Origin of the sequence: Kitasatospora sp. NPDC059648 (assembly GCF_042734825.1) — a bacterium.
Lineage (GTDB): Bacteria > Actinomycetota > Actinomycetes > Streptomycetales > Streptomycetaceae > Kitasatospora.
In genome coordinates this window covers 48861-68211 of the sequence record NZ_JBHWDU010000011.1, presented here as the reverse complement: position 1 = coordinate 68211, position 19351 = coordinate 48861, and the positions used below count along the sequence as shown (strand labels likewise).

18 protein-coding genes are annotated in these 19351 nt (G+C 71.9%); 9 read left to right on the top strand and 9 right to left on the bottom strand.

All coding sequences use genetic code 11. The annotated features are described in order from the left end of the window. The first annotated feature begins 67 nt into the window (after positions 1-67). A complete protein-coding gene (gene meaB / locus ACFV1W_RS09825) occupies positions 68-1024 on the top strand; it encodes a methylmalonyl Co-A mutase-associated GTPase MeaB (RefSeq protein WP_033350307.1) in 957 nt (318 codons plus the stop codon). Positions 1025-1101: 77 nt separating this feature from the next. On the opposite strand, the gene ACFV1W_RS09820 is transcribed toward meaB, so the two are convergent. The 5 genes from ACFV1W_RS09820 to ACFV1W_RS09800 all read right to left on the bottom strand — a co-directional run bounded on the left by ACFV1W_RS09820 (position 1102) and on the right by ACFV1W_RS09800 (position 4856). Further along, entirely contained in the window at positions 1102-1617 is a 516-nt protein-coding gene (locus ACFV1W_RS09820) for a MarR family winged helix-turn-helix transcriptional regulator (protein WP_380414777.1), read from the bottom strand. A gap of 38 nt (positions 1618-1655) precedes the next feature. Continuing rightward, the gene (locus ACFV1W_RS09815) at positions 1656-2456 is read right to left on the bottom strand and encodes an AIM24 family protein (RefSeq protein WP_380414898.1); all 801 of its coding nucleotides are present in this window, start codon (positions 2454-2456) and stop codon (positions 1656-1658) included. 227 nt (positions 2457-2683) lie between these two features. Continuing rightward, on the bottom strand, positions 2684-3334 hold the full coding sequence (locus ACFV1W_RS09810; protein WP_380414775.1) for an AIM24 family protein: 651 nt from the start codon (positions 3332-3334) through the stop codon (positions 2684-2686). Beyond that, complete coding sequence (locus ACFV1W_RS09805; protein ID WP_380414774.1) at positions 3334-3972, bottom strand: AIM24 family protein; 639 nt, start codon at positions 3970-3972, stop codon at positions 3334-3336. The genes ACFV1W_RS09810 and ACFV1W_RS09805 overlap by 1 nt, the downstream gene beginning before the upstream one ends. An 80-nt stretch (positions 3973-4052) precedes the next feature. Further along, complete coding sequence (locus tag ACFV1W_RS09800; protein WP_380414772.1) at positions 4053-4856, bottom strand: DUF2127 domain-containing protein; 804 nt, start codon at positions 4854-4856, stop codon at positions 4053-4055. A gap of 246 nt (positions 4857-5102) precedes the next feature. On the opposite strand from ACFV1W_RS09800, the gene ACFV1W_RS09795 reads away from it, so the two are divergent. Next, complete coding sequence (locus tag ACFV1W_RS09795) at positions 5103-5414, top strand: DUF3817 domain-containing protein (protein WP_380414770.1); 312 nt, start codon at positions 5103-5105, stop codon at positions 5412-5414. Between the two features lie 241 nt (positions 5415-5655). On the opposite strand, the gene ACFV1W_RS09790 is transcribed toward ACFV1W_RS09795, so the two are convergent. Then, a complete protein-coding gene (locus ACFV1W_RS09790) occupies positions 5656-7284 on the bottom strand; it encodes a M4 family metallopeptidase (RefSeq protein ID WP_380414768.1) in 1629 nt (542 codons plus the stop codon). A 498-nt stretch (positions 7285-7782) separates the two neighbouring features. Here ACFV1W_RS09790 and ACFV1W_RS09785 point away from each other — a divergent pair, with 498 nt between their 5' ends. The 3 genes from ACFV1W_RS09785 (at position 7783) to ACFV1W_RS09775 (ending at position 10668) form a co-directional block, all read left to right on the top strand. Beyond that, complete coding sequence (locus ACFV1W_RS09785) at positions 7783-8367, top strand: MarR family winged helix-turn-helix transcriptional regulator (RefSeq protein ID WP_380414766.1); 585 nt, start codon at positions 7783-7785, stop codon at positions 8365-8367. 76 nt (positions 8368-8443) lie between these two features. After that, positions 8444-8782: a DUF3817 domain-containing protein gene (locus ACFV1W_RS09780; RefSeq protein ID WP_380414764.1), complete on the top strand. Its 339-nt coding sequence runs from the start codon at positions 8444-8446 to the stop codon at positions 8780-8782. A gap of 200 nt (positions 8783-8982) precedes the next feature. Further along, positions 8983-10668 (top strand): methylmalonyl-CoA mutase, encoded by a 1686-nt coding sequence (locus ACFV1W_RS09775; protein ID WP_380414762.1) that lies wholly within the window; start codon positions 8983-8985, stop codon positions 10666-10668. A 93-nt stretch (positions 10669-10761) separates the two neighbouring features. Here the strand turns inward: ACFV1W_RS09775 and ACFV1W_RS09770 are convergent, their stop codons facing one another. Beyond that, positions 10762-11313: a TetR/AcrR family transcriptional regulator gene (locus ACFV1W_RS09770; protein WP_380414896.1), complete on the bottom strand. Its 552-nt coding sequence runs from the start codon at positions 11311-11313 to the stop codon at positions 10762-10764. A 515-nt stretch (positions 11314-11828) separates the two neighbouring features. Here ACFV1W_RS09770 and ACFV1W_RS09765 point away from each other — a divergent pair. From ACFV1W_RS09765 to ACFV1W_RS09750, 4 genes are all read left to right on the top strand, one after another. Continuing rightward, complete coding sequence (locus tag ACFV1W_RS09765) at positions 11829-12821, top strand: tetratricopeptide repeat protein (RefSeq protein WP_380414760.1); 993 nt, start codon at positions 11829-11831, stop codon at positions 12819-12821. A gap of 724 nt (positions 12822-13545) precedes the next feature. After that, the gene (locus tag ACFV1W_RS09760; RefSeq protein ID WP_380414758.1) at positions 13546-14217 is read left to right on the top strand and encodes a DUF6230 family protein; all 672 of its coding nucleotides are present in this window, start codon (positions 13546-13548) and stop codon (positions 14215-14217) included. 151 nt (positions 14218-14368) lie between these two features. Further along, a complete protein-coding gene (locus tag ACFV1W_RS09755; protein WP_380414756.1) occupies positions 14369-15031 on the top strand; it encodes a DUF6114 domain-containing protein in 663 nt (220 codons plus the stop codon). Beyond that, positions 15028-16476, top strand: coding sequence for a hypothetical protein (locus ACFV1W_RS09750; protein WP_380414754.1), 1449 nt, complete (start codon positions 15028-15030; stop codon positions 16474-16476). Before ACFV1W_RS09755 ends, ACFV1W_RS09750 begins: the two co-directional genes overlap by 4 nt. A 96-nt stretch (positions 16477-16572) precedes the next feature. Here the strand turns inward: ACFV1W_RS09750 and pyk are convergent, their stop codons facing one another. Both pyk and ACFV1W_RS09740 read right to left on the bottom strand, forming a co-directional pair. Next, a complete protein-coding gene (gene pyk, locus ACFV1W_RS09745) occupies positions 16573-18000 on the bottom strand; it encodes a pyruvate kinase (RefSeq protein WP_380414752.1) in 1428 nt (475 codons plus the stop codon). A 94-nt stretch (positions 18001-18094) separates the two neighbouring features. Continuing rightward, complete coding sequence (locus ACFV1W_RS09740; protein ID WP_380414750.1) at positions 18095-19318, bottom strand: acetate kinase; 1224 nt, start codon at positions 19316-19318, stop codon at positions 18095-18097. Positions 19319-19351 lie beyond the last annotated feature (33 nt).

Genomic DNA, 19351 nt, shown 5'->3' with positions numbered 1-19351 from the left:
CGGGAGTTCGAGGACAGGCCCTTCGGGCCTTTCGGGCCCCTTTCGGCATCTGCGCAAGGAGACCCTGATGATCGATGTCGCCACGCTGGTCGAGCAGGCCCGGGAGGGCCGGCCGCGGGCGGTCGCCCGGCTGATCACGCTGGTCGAGAACGCCGCTCCGCAGCTGCGGGAGGCGATGGCCGCGCTCGCGCCGTACACCGGTCAGGCCTACACGGTGGGCCTGACCGGCTCGCCCGGGGTCGGCAAGTCCACCTCCACGTCGGCGCTGGTCTCCGCCTACCGGCGGCTCGGCAAGCGGGTCGGGGTGCTCGCCGTCGACCCGTCCTCGCCGTTCTCCGGCGGGGCGCTGCTGGGCGACCGGGTCCGGATGCAGGACCACGCGACCGACCCCGAGGTGTTCATCCGCTCGATGGCCACCCGCGGGCACCTCGGCGGGCTGTCCTGGGCGGCGCCCCAGGCGCTGCGGGTGCTGGACGCGGCCGGGTGCGAGGTGATCCTGGTCGAGACCGTGGGCGTGGGCCAGTCCGAGGTGGAGGTCGCCGCCCAGGCCGACACCGCCGTGGTGCTGCTGGCCCCCGGGATGGGCGACGGCATCCAGGCCGCCAAGGCGGGCATCCTGGAGATCGGCGACGTCTTCGTGGTCAACAAGGCCGACCGGGACGGCGCCGACGCCACCGCCCGGGAGCTCAACCACATGCTGGGCCTCGGCGAGGCCCGCGAGGCGGGGGACTGGCGCCCGCCGATCGTCAAGACCGTCGCGGCGCGCGGCGAGGGCGTGGACGAGGTCGTGGAGGCGCTGGAGAAGCACCGCGCCTGGCTGGAGGAGCACGGCGAACTGGCCGCGCGCCGGCGCCGCCGGGCCGCCCAGGAGATCGAGGCCATCGCCCTGGCCGAACTGCGCGCCCGGATCGGCGACCTCTCCGGCGACCGCCTCCTGGCCGGCCTCGCCGAACGCGTGGCCACCGGCACGCTCGACCCCTACGGCGCCGCCGACGAACTGGTCGCCGGCCTGACCACCGGCTGAGCAGGGCGGCTCGCGCAGGAAGCCGGCCCGCAGGAGCCGGCCCCGCCGACTTCCTGCGCGGCAGGAGCCGTAGAAGGCTAGGAGCGGCCGCGCAGGCCGCGCAGGTGCTCGGCGACCGGAGCCAGGGCCTCGTAGATGGCGTCGAGCTGTTCCGGGGTGAAGCGGTCGATGAAGTGGGCCCGGACGCTGCGGACGTGGTCGGGCGCGACCCGCTGCATGGTTTCCCAGCCCTGTTCGGTGAGGTGGGCGTAGAGGCCGCGGCGGTCGCCCGGGCACTCCTGGCGCAGGACCAGGCCGGCGTTCTCCATGCGGGTGATCTGGTGGGAGAGCCTGCTCTTCGACTGGAGGGTGGCGGTCGCCAGGTCCGTCATCCGCATCCGGTGGTCGGGCGCCTCGGAGAGCACGACCAGGATCTCGTAGTCGTTGATCGCCAGGTTGTGGGGCTGGAGTTCGCGGCTGAGCTGGTATTCGAGCAGCTTGGCGACTTCCAGATGGGCGCGCCACATCCGCTGCTCCCTGGCGGTCAGCCAGGGAGTCTCCTCCTCGGGCCGCGGCTCAGGGTCGTCCGCAGTGTCGATCGTATGCGTATCCATGGGCCCAGCATAGCGATTTAGTTCAATATTGTACAAATTTACAGGCCGAAACGCCGCCCGAGGTCGCCCAGGTTACCGAGGCCCGGCGTGTTGGGGTGGTTGCCGCCGTGGTCCGACTGGGGCGGCACCCCGCCCGCCGGGACCCCCGCCTCGGCGTCCACCCGGCCCACCGACCGCTCGGCCATCAGCTGCTCGCTCGACTGCACCAGCACCTGGCCGGCGCCGATGAACTCGAACTGGTGCTCCTCGCCGGAGGCCCCGCCGATGCCGGTCAGCCGCCGCAGGCCGCCGACCACCCCGTGCAGGTAGTCGTGGTCGTAGTGGTGGCACGGCGCCGGGCAGTCCGCCCAGCCGACCAGGGCCTGCGGGTCCACCCGGATCGGCGGCTCCACGAAGTGCACCGGCCCGTTGGAGGCGGCGACGAAGCGGCCGGTGCCGATCAGGGTGAGGAAGCCGGGGATGATCGACTGCTTGAGCCGCAGCGTCGGGTCGAAGGCGAGCAGGTTGCCGGAGCGGACGGTCAGGTTGCCGTCGTCCAGGTCGTAGGAGTTGAGGTCGTAGGCGCGGTCGGCCAGCAGCAGCTTGCCGTCGCCCTGGGCGACCACCCAGTCCGCCGCGTGCAGCGGGGAGTTGAAGTGCTGCCCGAGCATCCGGTCGACCATCCCGGCGCCGACGCCGCGGAAGGTGATGTCGCCGTAGTAGGCGACCATCTTGCCCTTCTGCAGGAAGTAGGAGCCGTTCAGGTCGACGGCGAAGGCGTACGGGTTGACGTTGTCGTTGGCCGGCAGGGTGTACGCGTCGTGCACCACCGGGCCCGCGCCGCCGTGGGTGGCCGGCAGTGGGGCCTGCGGGCCGCCGAACTGCTCCTGAGCGTAGGCCTGTTGGGGCTGCGGCCGGTGCTGGGGGCCGGGCGGCGGGGGAGGCGGCGGCGGGTAGTCGGAGGAGCGGCCGTACCCCGGCGAGGCGGGTGGCACCGGCGGCACCGTGAAGCCCGGCTGGGTGGGCTGGTCGTGCGGCGACTGGCCGTACGGGGACTGCCCGTACGGCGGCTGCGGCGGGTAGGACATCAGAGCTTCTCCTCGCTCGCCTGGACGTATACCGTGCCCTGCCCGGACAGCTCCAGCTGGAACGCCTCGCCCGAGCCGCGGCCGATCATCTCCCGCCAGCCGATCGCCGTGGACAGCTTGTTGCGCACCTCGCCGCGGTGCGCCACGTACGCCTGCGGGTCGACGTGCACCGACTGGCCGGGGGTGATCGGCAGTTCGAAGACGCCGCCGTGGGCCATCACCGCGACCGAGCCGTGGCCCTCAAGCCGGGTGGTGAACAGGCCCTGACCGCTGACCTGGCCGCGGACCATGCCCATCACCCCGCCCTGCGAGCCGAGGAAGACGGTGGACTGCCGCAGCGTGCCCTCGAAGGCGAGCAGCCGGTCCGCCTCGACGAACAGGGTGTCGCCCGTCAGGTCGACCACGTGGACGTGGTGGCCGCCGTGCCCGAACATCACCCGCCCCTGGCCCTCGACGGTCATCAGCGGGGTGTCCTCGTTGGCGACCCTCCGGCCGATCATCGACATCACCCCGCCCTGGCCGCCGGTGATGTTCGGGGTGAACCGGACGTCGCCGGTGTACCCGAGCATCGCCCCGCGCTGGCTGAACAGCCGCTGGCCGGGCACGACCTGGGCCTCGACCATCTTTCCGTTGATCCGGGTGAAGCCCATCAGACGTCACCCCCGAGGGTGACCTTCTCCGAGGGCTGGACGTACACCAGGCCCTCGCCGGTGAACTCGACCTGGACGGCCTCGCCGCCGCCCTCGCCGATCACCGTGGTCCAGCCCGCACCCGACTTCAGGCTGCGGTGCAGGCTCCCGGTGTGCGCGACGTACGCGCCCGGGTCGACCCGCAGCGGCATGTCCTTGCCGACCCGCAGGATGACGGCCGGGCCGTTGGACGTGACGGCGGCCCAGCCGTGGCCCTCCACCTTGGTGGTGAACAGGCCGTTGCCCGAGGAGACACCGTTCAGCCCGGTGAAGCTGGTGCCGGTGTGCAGGCCCGCCTCGGTGCACAGCAGGTTGTCCGCCTCGACGTAGAGCGTCTCCCCGTCGAGGCGGACCAGGTTGATCTCGGTGGCCCTGTCGGCGAAGTAGCAGGTGCCCTGCCCCTTCACCTCCATGACGGCCATCCGTTCGCCGGTGAGTCTGCGGGCGACCATGCCCCGCAGGCCGTCCCCTCCGCCGGTGAGCTTCTTGAAGGTCATCTGGCCGGTGTAGGCGACCATCGAGCCGTGCCGGGCCTTGACGGCGTCGCCGCCCAACTCGACGGCGAGCACCCGTGATCCCTGGAGTCTGAACTGTGCCACGGCCGCAATCTAGCTTCCGCCGGGGTGGCCGGGCGAGGGGGCGGGGCCCAACCGGTACGGACCCGGGACAATCGTTCGGGTCAGGAGCGTGCGTGCGTCCCGTGGCCGTGGCCGGGGGCGGGGACGGTTCCGGCCGCCTCCTCGACCTCCAGCAACGAGGCCGAGTGGCGCTCCGCCTCGAAGGCCACCACGCCGCCGCGCAGGCCGAACAGCCGCTTGGAGAGCATGATCCAGAGCACTGCCGCGATGTTCAGCAGCAGGGTGCAGATCTTCACCGCGCTGACGTGCTCGTGCAGCTCGTAGCCCTCCAGCGGGAGGAAGGCGGCGGTGGCGACCACGGTCAGGTACTCGGCCCAGCGCCGGCCCAGCCAGAGGCCGACCGCCTCGACGATCTCGATCAGGGCGTAGGCGATCATCGCGCCCGCGACGATCAGCAGGGTCTTCTTCTGGTAGCCGAAGGTCTTGCGGATCGTCTCGACGATCGGGGCGTGGTCGAGGTCCCAGTGGAAGTGGTCGGCGACCGGCTTGAAGACCGTGAGGTCCTCGTCGAAGATCCGCTGCACGGCCTCCTGGCTGTTGGAGAACTTCCAGACGCCCCAGGCCATCAGGATGATGATCACGCCGCGCAGCACCCGCTCGACGGCCAGGAAGCGCAGGATGAACAGGTCCCGCAGCGCCTTGCCGCGCGGCACCAGCGGGGCGTTCGCCGCCGGGCCGGAGCCGTGCGGGGCGCCGAGCGAGAAGTCGCCGCAGCGCAGGCAGCGCCAGGCGTCGCCGACGGCGGTGGCGGCGTGCAGCCGGGAGGCCAGCTCGGGCTCGGTCGGCGCGTAGGTGATGTGGCCGCGCTTGGCGCAGGTCCTGCGGTCCCAGTCGCGCTTGAACATGTGGTGACTACCCCCGTGTGCGGTGCCGGTGGCGCCCGGTTCGGTGGGCGCGCGGGCAGCAGGATAGGGGGTGCGGGCGACGCTCTGCCGCACTCGTCGCGGTTCTGGCGCGGGGCTGTGACATCCGGCACGGTGGCCACCCCCGGCCCGGGACTCGGACATGTGCTCGGTGATAATGGCCGGAAGGCTTGTGAGTCGCTTCACAAGCGCGCCCGCGCCTCCGACCCCCGTATTGAGGTATCCAACGTGAACAGCAGCGCCGTCCACCGCCTGCGCCTCGTCTCCGCCCCCGAGGGGATCTCCTTCGTCCTGCTGCTGATCTGCTCGGTGCTGAAGCGGACCACGTCCTTCGACGCCGTGCCGGTGATGGGCATGGTCCACGGGATCCTGTTCATCCTGTACGTGATCTTCTGGATCCAGGCCTGGCAGGCGCAGAAGTGGGACGCCAAGCGCGGTGTCCTGCTGTTCGTGCTCTCGGTGCTGCCGTTCGGCGGTTTCGTCGCCGAGCGGATGCTCGGCCGCGAGGAGCGCGGGGAGCTGCGGGCCGCCACCGCCTGACCCGTTCGCGCGGACGGTCGACAGGCTGCCGCGGCCTCCTCTCCCAAAGGGCCGCGGCAGCCTGTCGCCGTTTCTTGCCGGGAGTGGATTCGAGGTTCGGTCAGAAGCATGACAACGGTCGGCGCGGAAGAACGGGGCGCCCGGGGGGATTGGCCAGGAGTCGTCGGCCCGGACGCGGGCGGACGCCCGGGGCCTGCCCTCCGACGAGGCCCCGGGCGTCCTGTTCACCGTGCGCCGCGCGTCACTTGACGTTGACGGCGGTCCAGGTCGCGGCGACCGCTGCGTACTCGGCGCTGGTGGCGCCGTACAGATCGGCCGCGGCCTTCAGCGTGCCGGTGCGGGCCGCCGCGTAGTTGGTCGTGGAGGTGAAGTAGGTGGTCAGCGCGCGGTACCAGATCGCGGCCGCCTTGTCCCGGCCTATCCCGGCGAGGGCCGAGCCGTTGTACGTCGGGCTGTTGTAGCTCACGCCGTTGATCGTCTTGGCGCCGCTGCCCTCGGCGAGCAGGTAGAAGAAGTGGTTGGCCACGCCCGAGGAGTAGTGGACGTCCAGGCCGCCGACCGAGGAGGACCAGTAGTCGGCCGAGCGGCCGTCCTTGGACGGCTGGTCCATGTACCGCAGCGGCTTGCCGTCACCGTTGATGTTGATCTGCTCGCCGATGAGGTAGTCCGGCTTGTCGGAGGCCAGGTTGGCGTACCACTCGACCATGGTGCCGAAGATGTCCGAGGTGGCCTCGTTGAGGCCGCCGGACTCGCCGGAGTAGTTGAGGCCCGCGGTGGCGGAGGTGACGCCGTGGCTCATCTCGTGGCCGGCCACGTCCAGCGCGGTGAGCGGGTGGGTGTTGCTGGTGCCGTCGCCGTACGTCATGCAGAAGCAGCTGTCGCTCCAGAACGCGTTGACGTAGTTGGAGCCGTAGTGGACCCGGCTGACGGCGCCGACGCCGTCGTTCTTGATGCCGTTGCGGCCGAAGGTGTTCTTGTAGAAGTCCCAGGTGGCGGCGGCGCCGTACTGGGCGTCCACGGCGGCGGACTCCGGGTTGGAGACCAGGCCGTTGCCGAAGCTGTTGGTGCTGTTGGCGAACAGGGTGCCGCTGCCGGAGGTCTTGTTCTTCAGGTTGTAGGTGGCCTGGCCGCCGCGGGTGGCGTCCTTCAGCTGGTACGAGGTGCCGCTCTGGGTGGTGGTCAGGGGGACGGTGCCGACGAAGACGCCCTTGCCGCTGCCGGAGGCGGTCTGCACCTGCTCGTGGGTGGAGAGCACCTGGCCGGTGGCCGCGTCGGTGACCAGCAGCTGGCTGCTCGGGGTGCCGTCGGCGCGCAGGCCCTCGACGGTGGTGCGGTACGCCAGGCGCGGGTTGCCGTCGGCCGCCCAGACCACCAGGGCGGCGGTGCCGGTCTGCCGGACCTCGGTCAGCGGCGCCTCGTCCTCGTCGGCGGCGACGCCGACGGTGGACTGCACGGCGCCGGTCGCCTGGGCGGCGGCCTGGTCCGCGGGGATCTTCGGGTTGAGGCTGGGCAGCGCGAGCTGGGCGCCGACGGCCTTGTCCACGGCGGTGGTCGTGCCGTCCGCCTTCTGGTGCACCACCAGGTCGCCGCCCAGGACCGGGAGTCCGGCGAAGGTGCGCTCGTAGCGGAGGTGGCGGGTGCCGTCGGCGTCCACCACGACGTCCTTGGCCACCAGTTGCTCCTGGCCGCCCAGGGACAGGGCGTGCGCCACCTTGGCGGCCTGGCCGTTCGCCTGGGCGATCAGGTCGGCGTGCTGCTGGGCGCCCCGGGCGTGCGGCGCGGGGTCGGCCTGGGCGGCGGCGCCCTGGACGACGCCGGTCAGCAGGGCGGTGGCGGAGAGTACGGCGACTGCGGCGAGCTTTCGCTTCACGGACGAGTCCTTCCGGGAAACCGCGTGTGGCGCGGTCGCGCCGCGTCCCGGGGGCCGGGGTCGGCACCTGAGGGGCGGGACGGGCGCTGACGTGCGAGGACCCCGAGCGGTCGTGCGGCTGCCACCGGTTGGGTGGGGGTGGTGGCTGTCGAACGGGGTTGGCGGAAAGCATGACAATCGAGCAAATGAAATGACAGGTCTTCCTCATGAATTGGCCAAGTCCCGCCAAGACGAAGCAATGTGAACGGAAGGACAAAAGGGGACCATTCGCCCCGACTTTCAGCGGGTTCCGGTCCGAACCGAGGCCTGATGGCGGGGCGTTCGGTCGTCGGGTGGCCAACCCCCGTGCGCCGGAAGTGTGTTGCCGCCCGTTCACACCGACGCAATGTCCAGGTATGGACCTGGCCGTCCGATTGGCGGGATCCCGCCACCGTGTCCCGCTTGTCCACGATCAGGACAGCTGGTAGCACACGTCCCGTCCGCCGGTACGGTAAGGACGTGGCCAAGCCCCTCGCACTCGACTTCGACCCGATCGCCCGCGCCGACGAGCTGTGGGCCCGCCGCTGGGGCGCCGTGCCCTCGATGGCGGCGATCACCTCGATCATGCGCGCGCACCAGATCCTGCTGTCCCGGGTCGACGCGGTGCTCAAGCCGTACGGTCTGACCTTCGCCCGGTACGAGGCGCTGGTGCTGCTGACCTTCAGCCGGACCGGCGAGCTCTCGCTCTCCAAGATCGGCGAGCGGCTGATGGTCCACCCCACCAGCGTCACCAACACCGTCGACCGCCTGGAGCGGGCCGGCCTGGTCGCCCGCCGCCCCAACCCGCTGGACGGCCGCGGGGTGCTCGCCGCGATCACCGGGCGCGGCCGCGAGGTGGTGGAGGAGGCCACCCGGGAGCTGATGGCGATGGAGTTCGGGCTGGAGGAGTACGGCCCCGACCAGTGCCGCCAGGTGTTCGAACTGCTCAGGCCGCTGCGGATCGCCGCCGGGGACTTCGCGGAGCCGGACGACGGGGCCGTCGGCGAGGCCGCCGGGGGGATGGTCGAGGGGACGGCCGAGGGGGCTGCTCGGGAGCGGTCGTGAGGACGGCTACCCTCGTGGGAGCGGTGCGCGGATCCGGGCGTACCGGCCGAAACTGCCGAGCGAGGCGAGGAAGAGTATGAAGGCGACCCCCCTGCTGGGCTGGTACCGCGGCCTGGCCATTGCGACCGGTTGCGCACTGCTGGTGTTCTGCGGCTTCATGATCGCGAAGTACGGCTTCGGTGCCGCCGAGGACCTGACCACCTACGTCGCGATGCTGCACGGCTACCTGTACATCGGGTACTTCGTGGTGACCTTCCTGCTCGGGCAGAAGCTGAAGTGGCCGCTCGGCCGGCTGGTGCTGACCCTGGCGGCGGGCTGCATCCCGTTCCTGTCCTTCGTCTTCGAGCGCAAGGTGGCCCGCGAGGCCGCCGAGCAGCTCCCGGCGAGCGGCTCCCGCCAGCCGGCCGGCGTCTGAGCCGACCGTCTCCCGCGCGGCGAGCGCCCCTCCCCGGACCGGGGCAGGGGCGCTCGCCGCGTTTCCGGGCCCTCCGCACTCCTCGGCTTTCCCGGCGAGCCGCCGTCGACAACTACTAGGACGTCCGAGTAAATTAGTAGGACGTCCTAATAGCTGTGCCGCCCGGTGCCGTGGCGGCCGTACGGAGCGGAGTTCGGCCCATGGACGCCGAGGAGATCGAGCGCGGACGGCAGCGCTGGCAGCAGCGCTACGACAAGGCCCGCAAGCGGGACGCGGACTTCACCACCCTGTCCGGCGACGAGGTCGAGCCGGTCTACGGCCCCGCCCCCGGGCAGCCCGTCGAGGGCTTCGAGCGGATCGGCTGGCCGGGCGAGTACCCGTTCACCCGCGGCCTGCACCCCACCGGCTACCGCGGCCGCACGTGGACCATCCGCCAGTTCGCCGGCTTCGGCAACGCGCAGCAGACCAACGAGCGCTACCGGATGATCCTGGACGCGGGCGGCGGCGGCCTCTCGGTCGCCTTCGACATGCCCACCCTGATGGGCTACGACTCGGACGACCCCAAGTCGCTCGGCGAGGTCGGCCACTGCGGCGTCGCCATCGACTCGGCCGCCGACATGGAGGTGCTGTTCGACGGCATCCCGCTCGGCGACGTCACCACCTCGATGACGATCAGCGGCCCGGCCGTCCCGATCTTCTGCATGTACATCGTGGCCGCCGAGCGCCAGGGCGTGGACCCGGCGGTGCTCAACGGCACCCTGCAGACGGACATCTTCAAGGAGTACATCGCCCAGAAGGAGTGGCTCTTCGCCCCCGAGCCGCACCTGCGCCTGATCGGCGACCTGATGGAGCACTGCGCCAAGGGCATCCCGGCGTACAAGCCGCTGTCCGTCTCCGGCTACCACATCCGCGAGGCCGGGGCGACGGCCGCGCAGGAGCTGGCGTACACCCTGGCCGACGGCTTCGCCTACGTCGAGCTGGGCCTGTCCCGCGGCCTGGACGTGGACGTCTTCGCGCCCGGCCTGTCCTTCTTCTTCGACGCCCACCTGGACTTCTTCGAGGAGATCGCCAAGTTCCGCGCCGCCCGCCGGATCTGGGCCCGCTGGATGCGCGACCGCTTCGGCGCGAAGACCGACAAGGCGCAGTGGCTGCGCTTCCACACCCAGACCGCGGGCGTCTCGCTCACCGCACAGCAGCCGTACAACAACGTGGTGCGCACCGCCGTCGAGGCGCTCTCCGCGGTGCTCGGCGGCACCAACTCGCTGCACACCAACGCGCTGGACGAGACCCTGGCGCTGCCCTCCGAGCAGGCCGCCGAGATCGCGCTGCGCACCCAGCAGGTGCTGATGGAGGAGACCGGCGTCACCAACGTGGCCGACCCGCTGGGCGGCTCCTGGTACGTCGAGGCGCTGACCGACCGGATCGAGGAGCAGGCCGAGGCGATCTTCCAGCGGATCCTGGACAAGGGCCGCGAGGACCACGAGATCGGCCCGATCACCTCCGGCATCCTGCGCGGGATCGAGGAGGGCTGGTTCACCGGTGAGATCGCCGAGGCCGCCTTCCAGTACCAGCAGGCGGTGGAGAAGGGCGAGAAGCGCGTGGTCGGCGTCAACTGCCACCCGCGCAGCGTCACCCCCGACCTGGAGATCCTGCGGGTCAGCCACGAGGTCGAGCGCGAGCAGGTGCGGGTGCTGGGCGAGCGCAAGGCGGCCCGGGACGACGCGGCGGTGCGGGCGGGACTGGACGCCATGCTGGCGGCGGCGCGCTCGGGCGAGTCGATGATCCCGCCGATGCTGGACGCGGTGCGCGCCGAGGCGACCCTGGGCGAGATCTGCAACGCGCTGCGGGAGGAGTGGGGGACGTACCGGGAGAACGCGGCGTTCTGACCGGCTGAGCTCTGCCGGGGTCTGCCGGGCTCTCCGACCGAGCCGCCCCGTACGGAAGTCCGTACGGGGCGGCTCCGGCGTGCCCGGACGCCGTCAGCAGGTGGTGAGCGGTCCGAGCAGCAGGTCGGTGAAGCGGCGGGTCCACTCCGGGGTGATCGGCTCGCCGCTGACCAGGACGCGGTGCTCGACCGTGCCGGCGATGGTGTCGAAGATGATGTCGACCTCCTCGCAGGCCGAGCCGGCGTCGGTGTCCGCTTCGAGTTCGCCGCGCGCCTGGGCGGCCGCCCGGCCCTGCCGGACCAGGTGCTTCTGCGGGTCCACGATCGCCTCCCGGATCCGGCGGCGCAGCTGGGGGTCGCGGGTGCCCTCGGCGAACAGGGCGAGCAGCGCGGTCTGGGTCTCCGGTCGGGCCAGCAGGCCGGCGAACTGGCCGACCACGGCCTCGATGTCGGCCCGCAGGCTGCCGAGGTCGGGCATCACGAGCTCGTCGAAGAGGCTGGCGACGGCGTCCACCACGAGCTCGTTCTTGGACGGCCAGCGGCGGTAGAGCGTGGTCTTGGCGACCCCGGCCCGGCTCGCGACGTGGCCCATGGTCAGTCCGCCCCAGCCGAGTTCGGCGAGGGCCTCGCGGGTGGCGTCGAGGATCGCGAGGTCGGCGGCGGCACTGCGCGGGCGGCCCTTGGCCCGGGACGCGGTCGTCCCCTCCTGGGCTGTGCTGCCCCGGACTGTGCTGCCCGGGACGGCGCTGTCCGGGGCGGCGCTGTCCGGGCTCGCGGAGGGCTGGGCGGCCGGCACCGGGTCTCCTTGCGCTTTACTGGTAAGTAACTTGGGTGGGGCTGGTAACGGTAGCGACTGTTCGCCGGTTCGGGCAGCCGGGCGGCCCGGGAAAGTGGGGCAGCTCACGTCCCCGGACCGCCGGTGGGGCTTGCGGCCGGGCCACCGGCTCCAGTTACGCTACGACCTGTAGCGAAAGCAGTGACAACCAGGCGCCGGATCCCGTGGGACGGGGACGGCGCGGGCGCGGGTGGGGATCCGCGCCGAACGGTTCAGGCTACCGGGGGAGGGGTGCCCGGCCCGGGAATCCGCACCGCGCAGCCCGCGCGGGGGGACTTTCCGGAGGTTGGTGCCCGCCAGCAGCGCGGACGGGGGAGGATGGTGCCATGCAGCCACGGAATTCGCGTCTCAACAGCGCCGCCCTGCGCGGTGCGGTCGACCTCGCCGCAGTGAAGGCGGCCGGTGAGGCCGCCCAGAAGGCCGAGCAGGCCCGGGCCGAGCGGGCCCGCCAGGCGGCCGCCGCCGAAGCGGACGGAGTCGCCCCCCAGCCCGCCTACCAGCTCGTCATCGACGTCACCGAGGACACCTTCGAGACCGAGGTCGTCCAGCGCTCCACCGAGGTGCCGGTCGTCATCGACTTCTGGGCCGAGTGGTGCGGGCCCTGCAAGCAGCTCAGCCCGATCCTTGAGGGCCTGGCCGAGGAGTACGCCGGCGCCTTCGTGCTCGCCAAGATCGACGTGGACGCCAACCAGCTGATCGCCCAGCAGTTCGGCATCCAGGGCATCCCGGCCGTGATGGCCGTGGTGGCCGGCCAGCTGGTGCCGCTGTTCCAGGGCGCGGAGAGCGCCGCGAACGTCCGCAAGGTGCTGGACCAGCTGATCGTGGTCGCCGAGCAGCGCTTCGGCATCTCCGGCGGCGCGGTCGCCCCGGGTGAGGCCGCGGCCGCCGCCGGTCCGCAGCGGCCGGAGGACCCGGCGCTGGCCGCCGCGCACGACGCGCTGGACGCCGGCGACCTGAGCGGCGCCATCCAGGCGTACCGGAACGTGCTGGTCGACCAGCCGGGCAACACCGAGGCCAAGCTGGGCCTGGCGCAGGCCGAGCTGCTCAAGCGGGTCGAGGGCCTGGACCTGCAGGCCGTCCGGGCCGCGGCCGCCGCCGACCCGAAGGACGTCGCGGTCCAGCTGCGGGCGGCGGACCTGGACCTGGTGGGCGGTCACGTCGAGGACGCCTTCGGTCGCCTGGTGGACACCGTCGGCCGGACCTTCGGCGAGGACCGGGACACCGCCCGGCTGCGCCTGCTGGAGCTGTTCGAGGTGATCGGCCCGGAGGACCCGCGGGTCGTCGCGGCCCGCGCGGCGCTGGCCCGCGTGCTGTTCTGAGCCCACCCCCGGAGGGCTCGGGCCCGGCCCTGGCACCGAGTGCCTGGCACGTCGGATGACCTGCGGTGTCGCCTGGGGATTTGGCGACAATCCGGGCAACCGGACAGACGTTTACCAAATCTTGATTTCACCCGTGGGTGGTCACGTTCAGTGACCACCCACGGGTGTTTCGCCGCTGTTTCCGGCAGATTACGTCGCCACGATTCCTTGAAGTCGTCACGCAGGGTGCAAATCGCGCCAATTCCATGATCAACGCCATCCGGTGTTGCATTACCCGTCAGTAAGGCACCCCTTGTGCTTCGCCCGGGATTCAAGCACGATCGGCCACGCCCGGTCCCAGACTCCACACCCTCCGACAGCCGGTCGGCCATGCGGAGCGCGGGATCCCCACCGGGTGATCCGTCGGCCCCGGTCGGCGGTAGGGAGGGCAGGGGGGTATCCGCGGTCCCACGGCGGTTCCTGTCCTCGACCGGCCGCGCGGCCCTGCGCGGTCGCTGGTTGTCGCTCGGGGGTGATCGCCGATGTCGTCGGTCCGACCCGTCGTCCCGCAAGGACGGCCGGTTTCGGGACGGGAGTGCCGCAGCACGCAGGCCGCTCCCGCGTCCGACGACGCCCAAGGCGCTCTCCGCTACCGAGGACGTAGCTCTCTCCCATCCCAGGCCCCCACCGGCGCGGGACGCGCCGCCGGGGAGCCGGAGATGTACGTCCTAGAAGGAGGACTCGCATGTCCAAGACCTACGGCAAGACCCGCTGGAAGCGCTTCGCCCTGGTGATGGTGCCGAGCGTCGCGGCCACCGCGATGGTCGGCGTCTCGATCGCCAACAGCGCGCTCGCCGCCTCGTTCAGCATTTCCGGCCAGCAGTTCAAGGTCAGCACCGACCAGCTGCACGGCACCAACTTCGCCCAGTTCGGCTCGGTGGACATCGAGGCGAGCGGCAAGCCGCACCCGGTCGCGGTCTCGGCCTTCGACCACGCCACCATCAACAACCTGTGCCAGTCGGTGGTGACGGACCTGTCCGCGTTCGGCCTGGGCAAGATCACCCTGCAGCTGCACGCCGGCACCGACTCCGCCAAGCCGGTCGAGGCCTCGAACCTGCTGATCGACCTGGAGCAGCTGAAGGCGGACGCGACCTTCACCGACATCAACATCGGCCAGGACGCCTCCACCCTCTCCGGCACGGCCACCCAGGGCTGGGCCCCGCACGCGGGCGTCACCAAGGCGGGCGGCGGCGCCGGTCTGCCGACCGGTCCGACCGGCTTCGCCCAGTCCGCCAAGGTCGCCGACCTGAGCGGCGTCCAGCAGACCGCGCGGGCCACCTCGGCCGGCACGTTCAAGCTGAACGGCCTGAGCCTCGCGCTGAAGAGCGGCGACGGTGCGGGCACCGAGTGCTTCTGAGCCTCGATTGATGTTCCGGACTCCGTCCGACGGCACGCCGTTCGGCGCGCCGGGATGACGGGTCCACCTGGGGCCGGGGGCGGCGGGCGACCGCCGTTCCCGGCCACCCCCCTTTCTGTTCCAACCTCGTAGCGACATCGAGGAGTTGTTCATGTCCAGCGCAACGGTCGAGACGCGGCCCGGCCACCAGAACCCCGTCGGGTGGCTCTGGCGGCACTGGCGTGACTTCCGCCGCACCAGGCCCTACTGGGGCGGCAAGCTGGCCATGATCGCCGGCGTTCCGATCCTCTACTTCCCGTACGCCCACCTCACGTTCGGCGGGCTGACCATCGCGATGTCCACCACGGCCGGGGCCGGGTCGCTGATCATCGGGGTGCTGATGATCATCCTCGGACTGACCGCCTGGTTCCAGCCCGCCGTGCGGGTGTTCGCGGGCATCGCGACCATCCTGCTGACGCTGGTCTCGATCCCGGTCTCCAACCTCGCGGGCTTCGGCCTGGCGCTGCTGCCGGGCCTGATCGGCGGCGGGCTGATGGTCTCCTGGGCCCCGCTGCCGGAGCCGGCCACCGAGCCCGTCACGGGGCGGCGCGCGCGCCGGGCCAAGCAGGCGGACAACCCCATAGCGCAGCGCGTCGCCGCCGAGCCGGCCGGCGCCGAGCCGGCCACGGCCGAGCCCGCCAAGGCCGAGGCCGTGGAGGCGCCCACCGCCAAGCTGCCCGCCCAGGGCGCGCCCAAGGAGCCGGCCGCCGAGCCCGCCGCCGAGGCCACCGTCCCGCAGCAGCCCACGGCCGGGGAGCAGGAGGAGGCGCGGTGACCGGGCCGGCCGAGCAAGCAGAGGGCACGGCCGTCCCCGCGCAGCGCTCCGGTCGGCACGCGGCGCCGCGCACGCCGGTGCGGGTCAGACTCAGAGGGCGCGCCCTGGCGATGGCCGCGGTGCCGACCGCGCTGCTGATGGCCGCGGCCTACACGCCCAACCCGGCGGTGGCGGAGTCCGCGGCCGGCAAGCCCTGCGGCAACGCGCCGGTCACCGTCCCGGACGTGGCGCCGATCGAGACGCCCGTCCCCAAGAGCGAGCTGCCCGAGCCGCCGCCCGCGCCGTCGGGCACGCCCGGTACGTCCGGCACCCCCGGCACCTCCGGTACGGCGACGGGGTCGCCCTCGACCGGCCCCACCTCGGTGCCGACCACCACTCCGACCCAGGCGCCGACCCCGGCCCCGACCACCGCGCCGGTGAAGCCGCCGGCCACCGGCACGGCCACCACCCCGCCCGCGGTCCGCTCCGCCGCCACCGGCGGCTCGGGCGCGGTGGGCGCGGTGTACCAGGGCACCGCCGACGGCACGGCCACCGCGAGCCGGGCCGGGCTGATCGACGACCTCGTCGGCGGCATCGACCACCTGCTGAACCCGGGCGGGTCGGCCGGTCCGACGCCGAGCACGACACCCAGTGCCACCCCCCAGACCCCGGCCGCCCCGGCCCCGCGGGTCGGCACCCCGGCGCAGCCCGCCCCGCCGCAGGCTCCGGCGGCCGGCGCCCAGCAGGCCGCGCCGCCCGCCGCCCAGCCCTCGGGCGGCCGGCCCTCGCCGGGTGCCACCGCGTCCGGCGGGAAGTCGAGCACCAAGGCGGCCCCGTCCGCGACCCCGTCGGCGGACGTCCCGGCGACCCCGGCGACCCCGGCGGCCACCCCGACTCCGTCCGCCTCGCCCACGGCGAACCCCAACTGCGACGTGGACACCCGCAACCTGACCGCCGGTGCGGCCTCCTCCGGACAGGTCGTGCCGGAGCAGAACTGGACACTGCAGAGCAGCCGGCTGGGCCTGCACGGCGCGGCCTTCCACGGCGTCTACGACGTGAAGACCCCGACCGGCACCAAGCGGGTGCTGAAGTTCGTGGTCGACAGCGTGGACATCGAGAACCTCGACATGTCGACCCTGGAGGGCAACGGCGTCACCTTCCACGTCCAGGGCGCCCCGGGCTCGACCTCGACCATGCGCAACGGCCAGGTCACCATGTACGTGGAGCGGCTGTCCGGCCACCTGTCCAAGGTGCTCGGCCTGCCGATCCCGATCGACCTGGGCGAGATCACCCTCACCCCGGACACCCTGCCGCGCTGGCTCTACGACCTGATCGGCTCCATCCCGATCCCGCTGGACCTGGAGCTGACCGGCGTCACCGCCAAGCAGGCCGGCCAGTTCGGCGGCACCCTGCACATCCCGGGGATGCACCTGTTCAACGACAACGCGCCCTACAGCGACAAGTAGCGACGACGGCGCCCGGCGGACGCCACGACGCCGGTGGGGCGGCCCTCCCGTGAAGGAGGGCCGCCCCACCGGCGTTCGTGCGGTCCTACCGGGGCGTCACTCGCCGTGGCTGCCCAGGCGGTGCACCTGCACCAGGTTGGTGGTGCCGGGGACGCCGACCGGGACACCGGCGGTGACGATCACGGTGTCGCCCTCGCTCAGCTCGCCCAGCCGCAGCAGCTCGCGGTCGACCTGCGCGACCATCGCGTCGGTGGTGGCCACCTGCTCGGTGACGTACGACTCGACGCCCCAGCTCAGCGAGAGCTGGTTGCGGGTGGCCGCGTCCGGGGTGAACGCGATCACCGGGATCGGCGAGCGGTAGCGGGACAGCCGGCGCGCGGTGTCACCGGACTTGGTGAACGCGATCAGCGCCTTGCCGTTCAGGAAGTCGCCCAGCTCGCAGGCGGCGCGGGCGACCGAGCCGCCCTGGGTGCGCGGCTTGCGGCCCGGGTTGAGCGGCTGCAGGCCCTGGGAGACGAGCTCCTCCTCGGCCTTCTCGCAGATCCGGCTCATGGTGCGGACGGTCTCGACCGGGTACTTGCCGACGCTGGACTCGGCGGAGAGCATCACCGCGTCGGTGCCGTCCAGGATGGCGTTGGCGACGTCGGAGACCTCGGCGCGGGTCGGCCGCGAGGCGTGGATCATCGACTCCATCATCTGGGTGGCGACGATGACCGGCTTGGCGTTGCGGCGGGCCAGGGTGATCAGCTGCTTCTGGACCAGCGGCACCCGCTCCAGCGGGTACTCAACGGCCAGGTCGCCGCGGGCGACCATGATGGCGTCGAAGGCGAGGACGATCTCCTCCATGGCCTCGACGGCCTGCGGCTTCTCGATCTTGGCGATGACCGGCACCCGGATGCCGACCTCGTCCATGACCTCGTGGACGTCCTTGATGTCGGCCGCGTTGCGGACGAAGGACAGGGCGACCATGTCGACGCCCAGACGCAGCGCGAAGCGCAGGTCCTCCTTGTCCTTCTCGGACAGGGCGGGCACGTTCACGGCCGCGCCGGGCAGGTTGATGCCCTTGTTGTTCGAGAGCACGCCGCCCTCGACCACCACGGTCTTCACCCGCGGGCCGTCGACGCTGACGACCTCCAGGGCGATGACGCCGTCGTTGATCAGGATCGGGTCGCCGGGCTTCACGTCGCCGGGCAGGCCCTTGTAGGTGGTACCGCAGATGTGCTGGTCACCGGGGACGTCCTCGGTGGTGATGGTGAACTCGTCGCCGTTGTCGACGGTCACCGGGCCGTTGGCGAAGGTCGCCAGACGGATCTTGGGACCCTGGAGGTCGGCCAGGACGCCGATGGCCTTGCCGGTGTCCTCCGAGACCTGGCGGACCTTTCGGTACCGCTCCTCGTGGTCCGCGTGGTTGCCGTGGCTCATGTTGAGTCGGGCGACGTTCATGCCCGCCTCGACGATGGCCTTCAGCTGTTCGTAGGAGTCCGTCGCCGGACCCAGGGTGCAGACAATTTTCGCTCGGCGCATATGGATCAGTCTATCCGTTCGTGTTATAGGTGCATTCGGCACGAATCGTGGGGAATCGCCGACGAAGTATCCCGAGGAGCGAGACGACGGTGTGTCAGTCCTCGGGATCATCAACCTCCCGGTGCACCAGGGCGAAGGCCTGTCGGGCGATCTCCAGCTCCTCGTCGGTGGGCACCACCGCGACCGCCACCCGGGAGTACGCGGGCGAGATGATCCGGGCCTCGCCGGAGCGCACCGAGTTCAGCTCCGGGTCCACGGCGATGCCCAGCTCCTCCAGTCCCGCGGTGGCCGCCGCGCGCACCGGCGCCGCGTTCTCCCCGACGCCCGCGGTGAACGCGATCGCGTCCACCCGGCCGAGCACCGCGTAGTAGCCGCCGATGTACTTGCGCAGCCGGTGGACGTAAGCGTCGAAGGCGAGCCGCGCGTCCGCGTCCCCCTCGTCGGCGCGGCGCATGATCTCGCGCATGTCGTTCTCGCCGCACAGCCCGCGCAGGCCGCTGCGGCGGTTGAGCAGGTCGTCGATCTCGTCGATCGACAGGCCGCCGACCCGGTTCAGGTGGAACACCACCCCGGCGTCGATGTCACCCGAACGAGTGCCCATGACCAGGCCCTCCAGTGGGGTGAGGCCCATCGAGGTGTCCACGCAGCGGCCGCCGCTGACCGCCGAGGCGGAGGCGCCGTTGCCCAGGTGCAGCACGATCACGTTGACCTCGGCCGGGTCCCTGCCGAGCAGCCGGGCGGTGGCCCGGGAGACGTACTGGTGCGAGGTGCCGTGGAAGCCGTAGCGGCGCACCCGGTGCTCGTCGGCGACGGCCTTGTCGATCGCGTACCGGGCCGAGTACTCGGGCATCGAGGCGTGGAAGGCGGTGTCGAACACGGCCACCTGCGGCAGGTCGGGCCGCAGCGCGCGGGCCACCTCGATGCCGGTGATGTTGGCCGGGTTGTGCAGCGGCGCGACCGGGATCAGCCGCCGGATCTCCTTCAGCACCTCTTCGGTGATCACGGTCGGCTCGGTGAACCGCTTGCCGCCGTGCACCACCCGGTGGCCGATCGCGGCCAGCTCGGGGGAGTCCAGCCCGAGGCCGTCGGCGGCCAGCTCCTCGGCGACGGCCTTCAGCGCGGCGGAGTGGTCCGGGAAGACCTCCAGCAGCTCGCGCTCGTCCCCGCTGTGCGGGGTGTGCACCAGCCGTCCGGCGGACTCGCCGATCCGCTCCACCAGTCCGGAGGCCAGGCGGGCGCCGTCCAGCATGTCGATCAGCTGGTACTTGACCGACGAGGAGCCGGCGTTGAGAACGAGTACGCGCGTCCCCTCACTCATGCGCCCACCTCGCTGCGCTCGGCAGTCGCTCCG